The sequence below is a fragment of the Aerosakkonema sp. BLCC-F183 genome (assembly GCF_041929145.1).
Classification (GTDB): domain Bacteria; phylum Cyanobacteriota; class Cyanobacteriia; order Cyanobacteriales; family Aerosakkonemataceae; genus Aerosakkonema.
This window is the reverse complement of the sequence record NZ_JBHFNU010000036.1, coordinates 1-16,192: the sequence shown is the minus strand read 5'-3', so window position 1 is coordinate 16,192 and position 16,192 is coordinate 1. Positions and strand designations below refer to the sequence as shown.

General features: G+C 46.9%; 12 protein-coding genes. 4 read left to right on the top strand and 8 right to left on the bottom strand.

What is annotated here, in order from left to right; all coding sequences use genetic code 11:
* Positions 1–436: 436 nt before the first annotated feature.
* The 7 genes from ACE1CD_RS09140 to ACE1CD_RS09110 form a co-directional block, all read right to left on the bottom strand.
* Positions 437–3,325 carry a BamA/TamA family outer membrane protein gene (locus ACE1CD_RS09140; protein WP_374823373.1) on the bottom strand — a complete coding sequence of 963 codons (2,889 nt, stop codon included), beginning with the start codon at positions 3,323–3,325 and terminating at the stop codon, positions 437–439.
* A 275-nt stretch (positions 3,326–3,600) separates the two neighbouring features.
* Entirely contained in the window at positions 3,601–4,323 is a 723-nt protein-coding gene (gene purC, locus ACE1CD_RS09135) for a phosphoribosylaminoimidazolesuccinocarboxamide synthase (RefSeq protein WP_374791020.1), read from the bottom strand.
* A gap of 97 nt (positions 4,324–4,420) precedes the next feature.
* Positions 4,421–7,072 carry a GAF domain-containing protein gene (locus ACE1CD_RS09130; RefSeq protein ID WP_374823376.1) on the bottom strand — a complete coding sequence of 884 codons (2,652 nt, stop codon included), beginning with the start codon at positions 7,070–7,072 and terminating at the stop codon, positions 4,421–4,423.
* A gap of 418 nt (positions 7,073–7,490) precedes the next feature.
* A complete protein-coding gene (locus ACE1CD_RS09125) occupies positions 7,491–8,624 on the bottom strand; it encodes a glycosyltransferase family 4 protein (protein WP_374823370.1) in 1,134 nt (377 codons plus the stop codon).
* Positions 8,625–8,636: 12 nt separating this feature from the next.
* A complete protein-coding gene (locus tag ACE1CD_RS09120) occupies positions 8,637–9,275 on the bottom strand; it encodes a DUF4291 domain-containing protein (protein WP_374823367.1) in 639 nt (212 codons plus the stop codon).
* 15 nt (positions 9,276–9,290) lie between these two features.
* Positions 9,291–10,442 carry an NAD-dependent epimerase/dehydratase family protein gene (locus tag ACE1CD_RS09115; RefSeq protein WP_374791012.1) on the bottom strand — a complete coding sequence of 384 codons (1,152 nt, stop codon included), beginning with the start codon at positions 10,440–10,442 and terminating at the stop codon, positions 9,291–9,293.
* A 226-nt stretch (positions 10,443–10,668) separates the two neighbouring features.
* Entirely contained in the window at positions 10,669–11,259 is a 591-nt protein-coding gene (locus ACE1CD_RS09110; protein WP_374791010.1) for a chromophore lyase CpcT/CpeT, read from the bottom strand.
* Between the two features lie 240 nt (positions 11,260–11,499).
* Here ACE1CD_RS09110 and ACE1CD_RS09105 point away from each other — a divergent pair, with 240 nt between their 5' ends.
* Together ACE1CD_RS09105 and ACE1CD_RS09100 are read left to right on the top strand one after the other, a co-directional pair.
* Positions 11,500–11,715 carry a hypothetical protein gene (locus ACE1CD_RS09105; protein ID WP_190463938.1) on the top strand — a complete coding sequence of 72 codons (216 nt, stop codon included), beginning with the start codon at positions 11,500–11,502 and terminating at the stop codon, positions 11,713–11,715.
* Positions 11,716–12,081: 366 nt separating this feature from the next.
* The gene (locus ACE1CD_RS09100; protein WP_190463938.1) at positions 12,082–12,297 is read left to right on the top strand and encodes a hypothetical protein; all 216 of its coding nucleotides are present in this window, start codon (positions 12,082–12,084) and stop codon (positions 12,295–12,297) included.
* 188 nt (positions 12,298–12,485) lie between these two features.
* Here ACE1CD_RS09100 and ACE1CD_RS09095 read toward each other — a convergent pair whose 3' ends face one another.
* Positions 12,486–13,658: an esterase-like activity of phytase family protein gene (locus tag ACE1CD_RS09095; protein WP_374823364.1), complete on the bottom strand. Its 1,173-nt coding sequence runs from the start codon at positions 13,656–13,658 to the stop codon at positions 12,486–12,488.
* A 185-nt stretch (positions 13,659–13,843) separates the two neighbouring features.
* On the opposite strand from ACE1CD_RS09095, the gene ACE1CD_RS09090 reads away from it, so the two are divergent.
* A complete protein-coding gene (locus ACE1CD_RS09090) occupies positions 13,844–15,100 on the top strand; it encodes a tetratricopeptide repeat protein (RefSeq protein WP_374823361.1) in 1,257 nt (418 codons plus the stop codon).
* Positions 15,101–15,326: 226 nt separating this feature from the next.
* On the top strand, positions 15,327–15,617 hold the full coding sequence (locus ACE1CD_RS09085) for a WGxxGxxG family protein (protein WP_374791004.1): 291 nt from the start codon (positions 15,327–15,329) through the stop codon (positions 15,615–15,617).
* The last annotated feature ends 575 nt before the right edge of the window (positions 15,618–16,192 follow it).

Here is a 16,192-nt window from a genome sequence, read left to right as displayed (position 1 = left end):
TTATCCCATAAGCTAATCATCTCAAAAATAAAGAAAAGCTTAAATTACATGGGTACAACTTGACCGAACGATAATCTTTACATCCATTTCTGGGTAAGGGTTTTAGTCTTCTGGAGTTCCCCGCAGCGCGGGGAACTCCAGATTAGAGTAATTTTCAATTTAATTAATAGCCCAGCCAAAGCTGAGAATTGGGGATAATCTTTCATTCCCAATTCTCTGTATATCCAACGGAAAGACTGCATTTACATCTGCGTTCCGAAGCGTTCATCTGCGGTAAAAAATATCTAAAAACTACTTTTTGGATAGATTTTAACCAACACTCCAATAAACAAACGATCGGCAATACGCACCCTGTAGGGGCGATCGCATTTAGGCGATAAATTTTCGCTCTCACCAAATGAGATGCCCCTCCGAAAAATTGCAGAACACAGAGAGATTAAAAGCGTTCCCCAATACCGAAGTGAATGCGACTATCTCCATCGTCATTTAAACCGTAATCCACCCGAATCGGGCCGAGAGGAGATTGAATCCGCACCCCAATCCCGTAGCCGAAACCTGTACCGGGCTTACCGCGCACACCCGCCGGGTCTCCAGGTACGCTTCCACCGGTGCCCAAGTCTGTACCGAAATCGACAAAAAGAGCGCCACCGATAATCGAGAAAACGGGGAAACGATATTCAGCGGTAGCCTGGAAATAACTGCGACCGCTACCCAAGTCGCCTTCATCGTAGCCTCGGACAGAGTTAGTACCGCCCAGAGAGAACGCTTCGTAGGGAGGCAAATCGTTCAGCACAGTTCCCGCTTGCAAGTTAAAAGCGAGAGCTTGCGGGCCAGGGGTAAAGCTGGTAAATCTGACTGGGACGAAGTAACTGTAGCTACCGCGCAGGCGAGTCAGGAAAACATTCCCCAGACCTATGGGTACGGACTGTTCGAGACCGAACCGCAGTAGGGAACCGCTGGTAGTACGTAGAGGATTGTTGCGTCGATCGCGCACCACACCCAGTTGCACCAATACCAGATCGTCTTTACCCTCACCGCTAAAGCTCAAATCGTTACCCAGCTCGTCCACCGGACTGATATCGCCATCGCGATCGCGAATCGAAACTCGTTGATATTGCAATCCCAAAGATGCTACCCATTCAGAATCCGCTAAAGGATTTCGCGAAAGCGGACGGTTAAAAGTGACACCACCACCCAAGCGGAGAATACGGGGGCGATCGTCATTGGGCAATCGAACTTCCGGGTCACCACCATCAAAAATCAAAGAAATCGATCGGCGTCTGAAGAAATTAACTGTATAGGAAGTGCGGTAAGGGTCACCGCCAATCCAAGGATCGGTGAAGCGAACGTCAAACAGCAACTCCCGCTGACCCAACTGCACTTCTGTACCGATTTTCTGGTTATTACCTCCCAGGTTTTGCTCCTGATAGCTAACCGTACCGAACAAACCGCTGGCAGAACTAAACCCAGCACCAGCTGCGATCGAACCGCTATTTCTCTCCTTCACATTCACAATCACATTCACTTGACGCGGGTCTTGTCCTGGGTTCAAAGATAACTGGACATCTTCAAACAAACCCAAACGAAAGACTCGCTGCAAATCTTTTTGTACCTCGTTGCGGTTAAACACCTGTCCCGGTTTGAGCGCCAATTCCCTCGTCACAATATAAGCGCGAGTGCGACCTCGAATCGGCTGACCTTGCTCGTTTGTGGTTTCCCCTTCTTTATTCAAAAAGCGGACTTGAATACTTTCCACCACACCTTCAGCAACCGATAGGGTAACCGTTCCTTCCGGCGAAACTTGGGTGTCTACCACCTGCGCCAAGACGTAACCCTTGTCTTTGTACCACTGTTCTAAGCGCTTGATAGCTTCCTGCAAGGTGCGGAAGTTGAGAGTATTGTTGTACTGCGGGCTAAATATTTCCTGCACTACGCTCTGTGGCAGAACTCGGTTACCTTCCACCTGTACGGAACGCAACACTGGGTTAGGTTCTACCACAAAAGTGACTCTGACGCCTAAAGCAGTATCGCTAGGTTCCGCTCGGACATTGGAGAAGTAGCCGGTTGCGAAGATCGCATTAATGTCTTCTTGTAATTGAGAGCGAGTGGTAGTGCGTCCGGGACGGGTACGAATCGCATCATAAACGATTTCTTGCAATCTTCCTTCCGCGCCGCTGACTACCACTTCTGCTACCAGTACTCGCGGATCTACCGCTGGGGCTTCGCTGGGTTGAGCGTTTATCGGTGGAGCAGAGGGCGCTCGTTCGGGAATATTGAGATCCAGCTCTGGAGTTCCCCGTCCGGGGGTGAGGTCTAATTGAAGACGATCGGGCGTTTCTTGTTCCGGAGCCGGTGTTCCTTGAGGCGGTACTCCTTGGGCTGGCGGTGTTACGGGTGTAGGTTGAACAGTTCTGGGTGTTATCGGTTCGCGATCGCGATTTTCGTTCTGTTGTGTTTCTTGTGCCGGTTCGCTTTGCTGTGTTGGTTGTCTGCTTGGTTGCTCTTCGCTAGAGGAATTTTCATTCTGTTGTGTTTCTTGTGCCGGTTCGCTTTGCTGTGTTGGTTGTCTGCTTGGTTGCTCTTCGCTAGAGGGATTTTCCGAAGGTGGTGTCTCGTCTGTCCGCTGACTTTGTTGCGTCAGTGCTACGGTTGAGCTATTTTGCCCAGTAGCTTGCGCCTGCAATTGTGGCGTAGCGGGTAAATGACTCCATAGCAATGCTTCATTTGGGGGGCCTATATTTAAAGCTGCGCCCGATAAAGATTCTATGGGAACGATATTTCCCGCTTTTGCTCCAGAATCTTGATTTTTAAACTTAGATGACAAATCTTCATCCCCATTAGAGCTAGGGGAATGATGAGAAGATGATGACGAGGTATCTTTGAGTGTCTGGGCAGTTTCTGTGACGCTCTCGTGGGAGGGTAATATTTTTAAGCCACCTAAATAACCTACTGTGTGGCTTTTGTGGGCGATAGTCAGTAAATCTTGACGCTCTTGTATAAATTTGTCATTTGGCACGGCCATATTTAAATCCGAGTCAAATGACGCAGTAAGTAACGAACGATCGGCGATCGCAAATTGTGCTTTAACCGAAATTTCGTTCGTTACACCAGTTTCCGTATGACTCGAATGAGGGGTTAAGCCGATATCGCGCCGATCTTGTTCGGGCACGGCATTTGTGCTAGCAAATTCTTGCTCGTGTGAGAGATCGTTCGCAACAGCTGGTTCGGTTTGTTTGTTTTCCGGCTCAAATGACGCACTTGCTGAATGCGGTAAACCGAGAGTAGCCCAAGTAACAGCTGCTACCAATACAGGAGATAAACGCATTTTGTTCACGTTGTTAAGCACTTCCACACACCACTTGCAGGACTGGGGCATAGGGTATGGGGAACGGAAATTCCCCTACGATGCCTAATACCCGATACCATCCCCAAACCCTGTGTTCCACAAGTCCATTAAAACAGACTTCCAGACAGCCCAGCACGCGAATGAATGCGAGGTTAGGGGTTAGGGGAAAGAGGGACAGGGAAGAGGAGGAATTTTTGAATGATTGACTTTCTCTCATCCCGACGCCCTCATCCCTAGCCCCGACGCGCTAACCCCTAACCCCTAACCTCTAAAACTCTTGCAAGTACTTGCTCGTAAGCGCTTTCTACATCTCCCAAATCGCGGCGGAAGCGGTCTTTATCCAAGACGCGGCGATTGGGATCGGTTTCGGACTGGTTCCACAAACGACAGGTGTCGGGGCTGATTTCATCGGCTAAGAGCAGTTTTTGCCGATTGTCAACACCAAACTCCAGTTTGAAGTCTACCAGAGTAATGCCGCACTCGTTAAAAAAGTTACCCAGAATTACATTAATTTCCCTAGAAAGAGCTTGGAGGCGATCGACTTGTTCTGGGGTGGCAAGTTCCAATAAGAAGAGACGATCTAATGTCAGCAGAGGGTCTCCCAAAGCATCATTCTTATAGTAAAATTCCACCAACGGTTGTTTGACAATAGTACCTTCTGGCAACCCAGTTTGTTTGCAAAGACTACCCGCAGCGATGTTTCTGACTACCACTTCTAAAGGCAAAATCTGCACTCGCCGGACGCGCATTTCGTTTGGTGCAGGAGTGTCGATAAAGTGGGTAGGAATACCCTTACCCTGTAACATTTGAAACAAATGAGCCGAGATTTTACAGTTGATCTCGCCTTTGCCAGAAATAGTACCGCGCTTCTGTGCATTGAATGCGGTGGCATCATCTTTAAAGACGGTTAACAGAATTTCCGGGTCATCTGTAGGGTAAAGTATTTTGGCTTTGCCTTCGTATAGCTTTTCGTTCATTGGTAATTTCTCATTGCTCATTGCTCATTATGAAATTTTAGATTGCAAATTCCAATTGAATTTCAATCCAAAATCCAAAATCCAAAATTCTCAATAGTTACTTTGTGGCCATCGTATGGACACCATCCCAATGTTCGGGAGGTGGATCTAAGAGATATTTTTTAGATCGTTCTATGTGGACGGAGATCGCTTGGTCAAAGGGACGAATCTTCAGAGCGGTCTCAAAGTTAGCAATTGCCTGATAAAAGTCTCTGGAAAGGTAAGCTTCTCGTCCGGCATTGTAATAACCTAAAAATTCTTGGGTTGGGTCTTCTAGGGGTTGAGTGCGATTGCCAATCAATTCATAGATAGTGACTGCTTCGTGTTTTCCTTTCACTCTGATTTTATCGAGTTCCCGTACCCAGATGCGATCGCGACAAAGGTTATAAGTAAACTCGCTCAAAATAATATCGCAACCGTACTCCTTAGTAACGCCTTCCAAACGGGAACTGAGGTTAACTCCATCGCCAATTACCGTATAGTCCATTCGTTTTTGAGAACCGATATTGCCAGAAACGACTTCTCCGGAACTGATGCCAATGCCGATATGGATTTGCGGTTGGGCGGCAATAATACGGCGGTGGTTGAATATCGCAAGGCGCTTCCGCATATCTAAGGCGGTTTGTACGGACAACCAAGCATGGTCTTTCAGGGGTAGCGGGGCACCAAAAACGGCCATGAGAGCGTCCCCAATAAACTTATCTAACGTTCCTTCGTGGTTAAAGACTGCTTCTACCATTGTTTCAAAGTATTGATTCAGCAGCGATACCACTTCAGCTGCTCCCAGATTCTCGGTGAGGGTAGTGTAACCGCGAATATCGGAAAATAAAATGGTGACTTCCTTACGTTCTCCTACCATCAAGGAATCTTCAGCTTGTGCCATTACCCGTTCGGCTACACCTGGGGTCATGTAGCGGTAAAGGGTAGTTTTCATCCGTTTTTCTTGAGAGATGTCTTCCAGGACAACCAAACCGCCTCGGACGCCTCCTTCTGGGTTAGTCAGGGGGTTGACGGTCAAATTGAGGCTGCGTTCGATTTCCCTAACTTTTTCCCTCGGTATGTAAGGGCGAGGTGGGATGGCACCGTCACCTGTAGTAGATTCGTTCCAGGGAATGAATATATCTGGATTGATGCGATCGCGAATAACGAGAATGTAGTATTTTGTATCTTCTTCTGTTTTGGGGTGTTGATTGTTGTTAGATTCGTGGGATGTGGTGTGCGGCAAACATTCCTTGGCACTCTCTGGTTTGTCCTCTGAAGGTTCGATCCACAAACCCACGGTCAAGCTTTGTTCTGGAACGTAATGTTTGGCTGCATATTTCAAACTATCCTGTAACCGCATTTGCAAATTTTCGATCGGCACTACCTCCCAAACCAGGCGACCCATCAATTTTTGCTCCCAAACTTGCTTGTTGATTTTACCGCTAGCGTGTTGAAGCGGACAACCCAGCAATTCTAGAGCGGCATCGTTGATCGTGACGATCCGACCTTCCATATCAGTAGAAATCACTGCATCTGAGAGGCTTTGCAGGATATCCTTTTGATATTGCTTCTCTAAAAGTACACTTTCAAATAATTTGGCATTTTCTAAAGCGATCCCAGCTTGAATATTAAACGCTCGCATAAATTCTTCATCCGAGCTGGTGAAGCTACCCTGGTTTTTGTTAATCAGTTGGGTAACCCCGATCAGGTTGCTGCTAGAGTTAAATACTGGCAAACAGAGGATATTGCGGGTGACGTAACCGGTGCGCTTGTCGGTGCTGGGGTCGAAGCGGGGATCTTTGTAGGCGTCGGGGATGTTCAGCGGCTGACCTGTAGAAGCGACGTAACCGGCAATCCCTCTATTTGCGGGAATGCGGATTTCCAGCATAGTTTTGCCATCTGCGGCGGTTACTTTGCTCCACAGTTCGTTGTTTTCTCTTCTGAGTAAGAATAGAGTACTGCGATCGGCCTGCATCAGTTTGCGAGCTTGATCCATCACCGATTGCAGAGTTGTTTCTAAGTCTAAACTCTTGCCCAGAGTTTGGATCGCTTCCAACAGGGCTGCTGCGCCGCGCTGTTTGCGGGCGGCAACGTAAAAGGACTGACAGCTTTCTAGGATAATGCCGATCGAGGCGGCAAAATCGCGAAAACTTTGTTCGTCCTCGCTATTAAAAGGTACATTGCCAGCTTTGTTGGTCAGCTGTACAACTGCTACTACCTGCTCTTTGCTGCTGAGGATAGGCATACAAAGGATATTGCGGGTGTAATAGTTGATTTGTTTGTCTAATTCCGGGTTAAATAAGGGGTGATTGTAGGCATCGGAGATATTCAAACAAGCACCTGTTGTGGCTACGTGACCTGCTACACCCGCGTTCATCGGCAACCGAATTTCCAGAGGCTTTTCATTTTCAGCTGTAGATATTTTTGACCACAGTTGGCCTTTATCGGTATCTACCAAAAAGATCGTAGTTCGATCTGCTTGCAGAATTTGCCCGATTTTGAGCGTAATTGCTTCTAGAGTCCTCTCCAACATGGTTTCTAGGGCTTCGTTATTGATTAAGTCAATTGCCCTCAGAAATTGCTGGAATTCGGCGGTAATAAAGTCGAGTAAGCAGACAAATTCCGGAACTGAAAGAGTTTTGACGCGATGCAACAGTGCATGAGTGCGATGCACTTGAGTCAACTGAGTCAACGTCGCCAGGACGCTACCAGTGTTCGGGAGTGTCATGGTCATGACCGGTTACGGGCTGTAGTTTGGCTCCCTTGGGGGAGGGAGAGGGAGAGGGAAGAGGGAAGAAAATTTCAGATTTTAGATTTCAAAGGGAAGATTTTAATAAATCTGAAATCTGAAATTTGAAATTTGAAATCTCCCACTCTCCCGCTTTCCGATTTCCCTCGTTCTCCGGTTTTTGCCTGAGAACGTTTTGCCTTCCCGAAGGGTGAATGTAAGGAGACCTACTACGAATGTATCCGTTTGGCTAGCTAGGAACAAGCTATTTTAATACAATCCTTGGAATGGTGAGTGGAGGGAGCGGGGGAGCAGGGGGGCAGGGGGGCAGGGGGGCAGGGGAGTGGAAGAATTAATATTTTCCCTCGTCCCTCTTTCCTTTCCCTCTTCCCCTAGCCCCGACGCCCTAGCCCCTTCTTCACGCTGCTAATGGCATTGACTGGGAAAAAATCGCAGATTGATAGTAGCGTTGTAGTTGGCGGGTTGCCGCAGCCCAGCTCCAGCGTTCTGCTTCGCGGCGGGCGTTGATGCGTAGGGTTTCGCGTTCTTCTGGATGAGCTAACAGGCGTTGGGTAGCTGCGATCGCTCCTTGTTCGTCGGTAGGATCGAATAGGTAGCCGTTGACTCCATCTGTGACTATATCGGGAATACCGCCGGAACGCGCCGCTACGACGGGACAACCGGCTGCCATTGCTTCTAGCAACACTAATCCCAAGGTTTCGGTACGGGAGGGGAAGATAAAGGCGTCAGCACAAGCATAGGCGGAGGCGAGTTCTTTACCGTGCAGATAGCCGACGAAATTGGTTGGTGTGTCGGCAAAGAGTTTTTCTAAGGCTTCGCGGTGTGGGCCATTTCCTACTAAGGCTAGGCGGGCGTTGGGTATGGCTTCTAATACAGGTTTGATGCGATCGATTTCTTTTTCCGCACCGAGACGACCTACGTAGATGAGCAGCGGGCTATCCGGGTGTCCCTGACTGAGGCGCGATCGCATTTCTGCACTTGCTAAGTCGGGATCGAACATTTCCGTATCCACTCCCCGCTGCCACAAGTCTACTCGCTCAATGCCGTGGTTTCTCAGTTCTTCCACCATTGCCATCGAGGTACACAAATTCAACTGTGCCTGATTGTGTGCCGATTTCAGCAATTCCCACAGTAACCCTTCCAACATTCCCAATCCGTAGTGTTGCAAATACTGAGGTAAATGGGTATGATAGGAGGCTATGAGCGGAATTTTCAGCATTTTTCCGTAGAATAAACCGCCCAATCCCAAAATAGCTGGGTTGACAACGTGAATGAGATCCGGCTGAAACTTTTCTAGGGCGTGTCCGATCGCAGGTCTCGGCGGTGCTAATTTTAATTCTGGATACATGGGTAGCGGAAAGCCGGGAACCCCGTAAATTTTCGCTCCTTTGTATTCGTCCAAGCCGTAGTCTGGTGAAAAAATTAATACTTCGTCGCCACTGCGCTGAAGGTGTTCGACGGTGTGGCGCAGGCGCGTGACAATCCCGTCAACTTTGGGCAAAAAGGTTTCGGTGAAAAGAGCGATTCGCATAGAAAAGTGCTGTTAAGAAACTGATAATCCTAGCTTGTTAGCGATGGGGGGATTACTAACTGGATAAACTGATTCAAATGGCGTCAGCAAATTTGTTAAGTCACCGCCTTTGTATTGATGCTGTTGCTGCACAAATTCCGAAATATCTTCGATGTCGATAATCCATTCTTGTGCGTAATGATATAAAAAATCACCGCGCAGTCCTAATTGAATGGCGCGTCGTTCCAATTTTGCTCCTGATGGGTGACGATCCCGGTCCCATTGCAATCGAACCGATGAGCTTTTTAGAGCCTTTTTCCATTCTTTTTCACTCTCATACAGTTCGGGTATGTAGTTAGAATGAACGGCATTTGCTAAAATCTTATCGAATGCCGATCGCTTGATTCTCACAGCAAGAATTACTTCTTGTCCGGCTTTTGTTCCCCATTCGGAACGATACATCATCCACAGAAAATTGGGTTTAATCCAACTCATGCGGTTGAGCTTAAATTCGCCGCCGAAATAGCCGTGTGAAGCGGCGAAGTGGCCGATCGCCGAACGATAAGCTTGATAAACGATAACAGAATTATCGTCAAATTGCGCTAAGATATGACGACCCGTTTTCGGCCATCGGCTCACTTGCATTAAGTACGGTTCTGTTAGCAGCCGCATGAAAATTGGCTCCTACTATTTTCGCCAATTCACTTTGGGTAGAATTTGGTTTTGATCGACGCGGTGTTGATACTTAACTGCGAAGTTTAACAGAGAATCGAGCAGTGCGTCTGAGAGGTAATGAGGTTGCAAACCGAGACTTAATAAACTGGTGTTTTTGGCGTTGAAGTAATGTTCTTCTTTTTCAACTCTGGGGTTATCCAAGTGATTGATTTCCACATTGATTCCCATTGCTGTACCTGCTTTTTTCACCATCATTGCTAAGTCGCCGACGCTAAACATTTCGGTGAATTGGTTGAAGACGCGAAATTCACCTGGGGCGGCTGGATTGGCGATCGCAATTTCCATACATCGCACGGTATCTCTAATATCCAAAAAGCCGCGAGTTTGTCCGCCTTTGCCATATACTGTAAGTGGGTGACCGATCGCGGCTTGGATGCAGAATCTATTCAGCGCTGTACCAAAAACGCCATCGTAGTCGAGACGGTTAATCAGCAGCTCGTCCATACCGGTTTCTTCAGTCAGCACACCGTAAACGACGCCTTGATTCAAGTCTGTGGCACGCAAACCCCAAATTCGACAGGCGAAGTGGATGTTGTGGCTGTCGTGAACTTTGCTTAAGTGGTAGAAACTGCCTGGTTGCTTAGGATACGGAAGTGTATCTTTGCGTCCGTTATGCTCGATCGTGATGTAACCTTCTTCGATGTCGATGTTGGGCGTACCGTACTCACCCATCGTGCCCAATTTGACTAAATGGCAATCGGGGAAATCTTCGCGGATGGCGTAAAGAAGATTGAGCGTACCGACAACGTTGTTGATTTGGGTAAGGACGGCGTGTTCGCGATCGATCATGGAGAAAGGTGCCGATCGCTGTTCGCCAAAATGCACTATAGTCTCTGGTTGAAACTTGTGCAGGGTTTTGCTTAAGAAGTCGTAATTCGTGATATCGCCGACGAACAGGTCAATGTTTTTACCCGTCAGATCGCGCCAGCGCTGAAGGCGTTGCTGGATGGGTGCGATCGGTGTCAGGGTTTCAACGCAAAGCTCTAAATCCCAGTGTCGCCTCACCAGGCTATCCAAAATACCGACTTCGTAACCTCGGTTGGAAAGATAGAGTGCTGTTGCCCAACCACAATAGCCATCGCCACCAATAACCAGGACTCTCATGTTGCTATGTTGCTAATCTTGTTGACTGACACTCGCTAAATCTACCAGGTTTGGGTACCCTCTCAATCAACAAAATCTAGCGGCTAAAAGTCAAAAGTCAAAAGTCAAAAGTCAAAAGTCAAAAGAAAAAACGGGACAGAGGGGAGTGGGGGAATTAAGATTTTCCCTCTTCCCTCTTCCCTCTTCCCTAGCCCCGACGCCCTAACCCCTAACCCCTAACCCCTAGCTAGACTTTTATCTCGTCGGCAAAGCTGGCCCAGCGGACGAAGTAGAAGGGGCCGGCGACGGAACCCCAGATGTGTTCGTCGGTTTCTGGGTCGCGTCCTCTGTCGAGGCTGATAAACTTTTCTTCATCGATCTCGAATTCGCTATCCAGGTAGGTGTTTTTGCCGTTGCGAAATACCATGCAAGCTTTTCCGGGTTCCACTCTACCTTTAAAAGTGCTGTCAATCCGCTCTACAATCATGTTGCAGCCTGGTAATTTCTCTAATTGTTCTGATTTGAGGTTGTAAAGTCGATTGAGGTCGCGGGAAGCACCGTAAAATTTTTGTTCTTCCTTGACGGTATAGTTTTCGATTTGGATACCGGAATCTGTATTCACGAGTTTGAGAACGCGCACCCGGTAGGGATTGTTAAGCGTGTAGTCGTAAGCTTGTTCGACAAACAAACTCACTCCGCCCAGAAGTTCCAGAGGCAAGGGACGCATACAAACGCGAATGTGGGCGTAAAATGGGGGATTTTCAAAGGCTTGGGCTTGATTGCTGAAGTCTGCTGCCATTAAGCGGGCTAAAGTGGCGATATCGGTTGAATGAGTCATTGCTTGTTAAATTGCTTTTTGACGATCGCTCCCAAGTCATTTTACTCTTTTGGCGTCTTTTGGAATTATGATGCTGGGGTTCAAATTTGGCGCTTGCTATAAGTGTGACTCGCGTCACAGGTTAGCTCTGGTTTGACTCACCAAACACCATCAGTATTATCACTCAGGAAATATCAGCAGAATCACCCGCGCTTAAGGGAAACCAAGGGAAGATAAAGATGTCGAGTTCAAAGCAACCCCATGTCTCCAGTGAATCTCCTCCCCGGCGCAATCGAAGAACTAATCGCTACCGTTACCGATACTCACCGCCTCACGAAAGCCGATCGCTATGGTATGATGGCTGCGATCCTGGACGAGTCTACTACTGATGAACAACGCGGTTGTCTCGATCGTCTGATTCGCTCTTTGGTCAAAGGTCGCATTCAAGTTGCTGATGAATTATCGATCGTTATGTAAATGGCTGGCGAATGGATGCGGAACTCGACACTCCCAGCAATCCAAGTTTTCGCCTTTGCCTAACTAATTAACCATATTTGTACTGAAATATTTGCCGTCAGACCCCAACTATACCCATAGGTTAGTTGGGGTCTAACTTGAGTGGGCGAATGCGATCGCCTCTACACAACACATATATTGTTATTTTTGTCAATTTATTCTACTGGACTGGGCGCTAGCAAGCGCGAACTGTGACTTCGATCGCATATTAGCTCTGGTTTGACTCACCAAACACCATCAGTATTATCACTCAAGAAATATCAGCAGAATCACCCGCGCTTAAGGGAAACAGGGAGATGATAAAGATGTCGAGTTCAAAGCAACCCCATGTCTCCAGTGAATCTCCTCCCCGGCGCAATCGAAGAACTAATCGCTACCGTTACCGACACTCACCGCCTCACGAAAGCCGATCGCTATGGTATGATGGCTGCGATTCTGGACGAGTCTACTACTGATGAACAACGCGGTTGTCTCGATCGTCTGATTCGCTCTTTGGTCAAAGGTCGCATTCAAGTTGCTGATGAATTGTCGATCGTTATGTAAATGGCTGGCTGTTAAAGCGGAACTCGACACTCGTAGCTTTAGCAGTCATAGATAAAAGCTTTTTTACCACAGATGAAAACAGATAAACACAGATGAACACAGATGTAAATGCAAGTTTTTCCGCTATCGATGCAACCGGACATAAATGAGTGGCTTCCTTTTGCGACTTTAGCGTTAAAGTAAAATCCTCAACGTCCGCCTTTAAGACGAAACAAGAGAAACTGCGTTACTTGCTTTTCGTTAAAGTTGTCATCGCTTACCAAAATCAAACTCTGACTGCCATCGGGGAAACGAGGGCCAAGTGTCATTCCCTCGATATTATCCAAACTAATCCCAAGTTCTTTCAAATCCAAAAGTAACTTTTTCTTAATCGGATCGATCGCCCGCAATTCTCCTTTTAATGTGACAATGCGGGAAGTATCGGTGGCTGCGCCAGTCGCGATTTGAAAAATGCGAATGTCGATCCCAAAAAGACCGAAAGAACGCTCTACACTGAGAAAATGTCCGCCTTGGTCTACTGCTAGCAATTCCACTAAACCATGATATTGAGCGCCCGGTGGTGGAGGGGATAGTTGATAAAGATGTTCGGAAATGGGAATGGGTGCGCGATCGCTCACTAAGTAGTGTAGCAGACGGCATTTGATAGGTTGTGGTTTGGGATTGCCGCGATCGTCTAATTGTACCGGATCGCGGTCTTGTACGAGCGCCGATTCTGTCGCTGTAAATAAGCGAATTGGTTCGCCGCTAGCCGGCACCGATCCGGTAGGATTGAGTGTGAGAGCTTCAAATCCCAAGTTCTCTGGAACGCCTCGCTGTTGTTTATCGTCGTTAGCATCGGGGATGTAGCGCTGCGGGATGGCTAATGTTTGGCGCAAACGTCCTGTTTGCAAATCGAATTCACCGACAGAAGGGGGGATGCTGTTTTTAGCGACACCTTCGCTGGAAATAAATACAGTTCGTTGCGGAGAAAGGGCGATTCCTTCTGGATCTATAGTGTATTTGGGAAAAGGTTGTCCGTCTTGTCCTTTGAGAAAAGTAACGTTTTCTACTTGTACGTTTTGGATACCAGTGTTGCCAAGAGAAAGCTTAAGGGTGTAAAACCGAGCTGGAGCGAATACGCTTTGGTCGTCGGAAAGGGCGTAAAAGCGATCGATCCTGCGATCGTATGCTAGCGCCGACAATCCCCCAACTGGCGTACTTTGAAACTTTTGTTTGGGTAGCTGGTACTGTCCCAAAAATTCTAGGGATAAGTTGAGAAAAGTGCGCTGTTGGGCGCTGACTTGCGGCAAACTACAAGCAGAGAGCAAACTCAGTAGCCCTGCTGCTAAAACTAATAATAGTCTTTGTAAGCTTTTTTTCACGAAGTTCTCCTATTAGTTATTATGAAATTTCAGATTTTAGATTTTAGATTTCAAATTTTAATATATAGCAACCGCCAAGCCAGTTAGGACAACTTCAAATCTTCCCTCCAATCTTTCTATCCCTTACACGATAATCCTTTTCCCTCTTCGCTAACCCCTAACCCCGACGCCCTAGCCCCTTTTATATGCCCCGCAAACAACTAAAACTGCAACTTTCTCTTCCCCCGCTTTTGTTTTTTTCGGTTTTGTGCGTGGGCATCACTTACCCAGGCATAGCCGCCGATAACAACAATAACAATAATAATAATAATAAAAAGCCCAACCCAAATCAATTTCCTCCCAATCCGTTGGAAATCAGAGTTCGCGATCCCTTGCTACCTCGTTCTGGCAGAGACAAACGACCCCTGACTCAAGCAGAACTGGCAACTTTAGCAACTGCTTTGGATCGATTAAATGCCGAAGCTGCTGCGAAATTACAAGCTAACGACGAAAAGGGCGCTTTGGAAACATGGTATCGCGAATTGCGATTGCGGCGATATTTGGGATTGTTGCCGGAAGTGCAAGCTCTGAGTCGCGTTGGCGGAATTGCTTGGGAGAGAAATCTCAGCGAAGACGTACAGTATATCACAAAACGACTGCAAACGATTCAGCAAACGCAATTGAAGCCGCCGGTAGAGTTGGATTTGTTGCGATCGCTCGCGACTGCATTCGAGCAAGTCAGAGCGCCTGACTGGTCTGTCAAAGTCTACGAACAAATTTTAGCAGCAATGCGGCAGCAAGGCAATAAAGTTCAAGAAGAAGCGCTGCTATTGAAAATTGGGGAATTGAGTTTAAGTTGGTTTGATTACGCGAAGGCGATAAGCGCTTATCAAGAATTAGTAAATTTCGCACAACAGGCAGGCGATCGCACCAAACAAGTTAATTATCTCAAACAACTGGCATATCTTTACGGCAAAGATAACCAAATTGAGAAATCCATTAAAATAAAGCAGCAATTAATTGAATTTTACCGCAACCAACAAGATTTCGTCCAAATTCCAGCTATGCAATTGGAAATTGGGTCGGCTTACGAAGCGGTCGGTCGCCTGGAACAAGCCACACAAAATTATCAAGAAGCTTACGCCTTTGCTTGGTCAATTCAACAGTATGCTAGTGCAGGGGATGCGCTGCGGAAGTTAGTCGCGATACAACGCGCTCAGAAGCAAATAAACGCTGCTTTAGAAACTTATCAAGTCTTAGTGAAAGCCGACTATTTAGCTTACAACTTTTACGGGATGATGAATACTTACGACGAAGTAGGACAACTTTATTTAGAGTATAAAAACTTTGCACAAGCGCTCTCAGCTTTTCAAAAAGGTTTGGAATTAGCCCAGCAGTTGAAACACCGCGAAAGCTATTTCGCCAGACAGATTCAGCGAGTGACAGAACAAGCTAATCGTTAGGGGCTTTTAAAAGTCAAAAGTCAAAAGTTAAAAGTCAAAAACAAGAGGGAGAGGGAAAGGGAGAAGGGAAGAGGAGGAATTTTGACTTTTGACTTGCTCACCCCCTCTTGAGTTAGAGTCTGGAATAAGAAGGTTTCCCACCGCAGATTGATGAGAGTTGTTTGATGAACCGATAAATTTGGGGATGTAAAGAATCTGCCGCCCATTGAGAGCAAAGAGGAGAAATATGAAGCCTTCTAATTTATCCAAGCTTGTCGGAGCCAGCGTCATCGCTTTGAGTTTAACTATTTTGCCTTCGACATTACCTGCTGCTGCACAAAATAACACCAACGTCGATAGATCTGGCCCTGTTATAGACAGGACTCCTTTCCAGGAAACAAGAGATGATAATAATAATTGGGGTTGGTTGGGATTGCTGGGTTTGATCGGTTTAGCTAACCTGTTCCGTAAGGAACCAGAACGGACTGTTTCGCGCGATCGCGATGATGTTATGGCTGGCCCTGGTTCCAAACTGTAAGTTTCGACAAAAGTGAAAATTTGAAATAATTTTTTTTCAAAGCGTGAAAATAGGGTCTGGTTTGGCCATAATTCTTGTCTAGAAGCGACAAATTATTGCCCAAACTGCTTCGATGACCCCATTCATATCGCTCGACTGTAGAGACGTTTCATGAAACGTCTCTACAATGTTTAGGGTATACCACCAACATCAGCAAAAGAATTGCGATCGTACTCCTAGAAACCCGGTTTCTTTAAGAAACCGGGTTTCTGCGGGTTTCCATAACATCCACCCTTGGAGGTAGAATTGTCTTTCTGTTTTTAATGGGATTGCCGGGAACTCCCCATCCCCTTGTGGGTGGGGATGAAAGGCAAGTCAATCAAGCGGTTCGATGCCGCGCAGATTGACAATAATCTATCGGGCTTACCATTAATCTTTTTTGTTTGTGGAGAATATTGCGGTCAAAAACATGGTGAAAAACCACAATTTAGCGAAAGCGATTAGCGATTGTGGGTGGTCGGAATTCACCAGACAGTTAAAGTACAAAGCTGAAAAAGACGGAAAAACCTACCTTGAGATTGGTCGGTTCTTTCCAT

Bases quoted from the DNA above. Each gene is read 5' to 3' on its own strand.
- ACE1CD_RS09140 (WP_374823373.1), bottom strand. From the start codon at position 3,325: ATGCGTTTATCTCCTGTATTGGTAGCAGCTGTTACTTGGGCTACTCTC.
- purC (WP_374791020.1), bottom strand. From the start codon at position 4,323: ATGAACGAAAAGCTATACGAAGGCAAAGCCAAAATACTTTACCCTACA.
- ACE1CD_RS09130 (WP_374823376.1), bottom strand. From the start codon at position 7,072: ATGACACTCCCGAACACTGGTAGCGTCCTGGCGACGTTGACTCAGTTG.
- ACE1CD_RS09125 (WP_374823370.1), bottom strand. From the start codon at position 8,624: ATGCGAATCGCTCTTTTCACCGAAACCTTTTTGCCCAAAGTTGACGGG.
- ACE1CD_RS09120 (WP_374823367.1), bottom strand. From the start codon at position 9,275: ATGCGGCTGCTAACAGAACCGTACTTAATGCAAGTGAGCCGATGGCCG.
- ACE1CD_RS09115 (WP_374791012.1), bottom strand. From the start codon at position 10,442: ATGAGAGTCCTGGTTATTGGTGGCGATGGCTATTGTGGTTGGGCAACA.
- ACE1CD_RS09110 (WP_374791010.1), bottom strand. From the start codon at position 11,259: ATGACTCATTCAACCGATATCGCCACTTTAGCCCGCTTAATGGCAGCA.
- ACE1CD_RS09105 (WP_190463938.1), top strand. From the start codon at position 11,500: ATGTCTCCAGTGAATCTCCTCCCCGGCGCAATCGAAGAACTAATCGCT.
- ACE1CD_RS09100 (WP_190463938.1), top strand. From the start codon at position 12,082: ATGTCTCCAGTGAATCTCCTCCCCGGCGCAATCGAAGAACTAATCGCT.
- ACE1CD_RS09090 (WP_374823361.1), top strand. From the start codon at position 13,844: ATGCCCCGCAAACAACTAAAACTGCAACTTTCTCTTCCCCCGCTTTTG.
- ACE1CD_RS09085 (WP_374791004.1), top strand. From the start codon at position 15,327: ATGAAGCCTTCTAATTTATCCAAGCTTGTCGGAGCCAGCGTCATCGCT.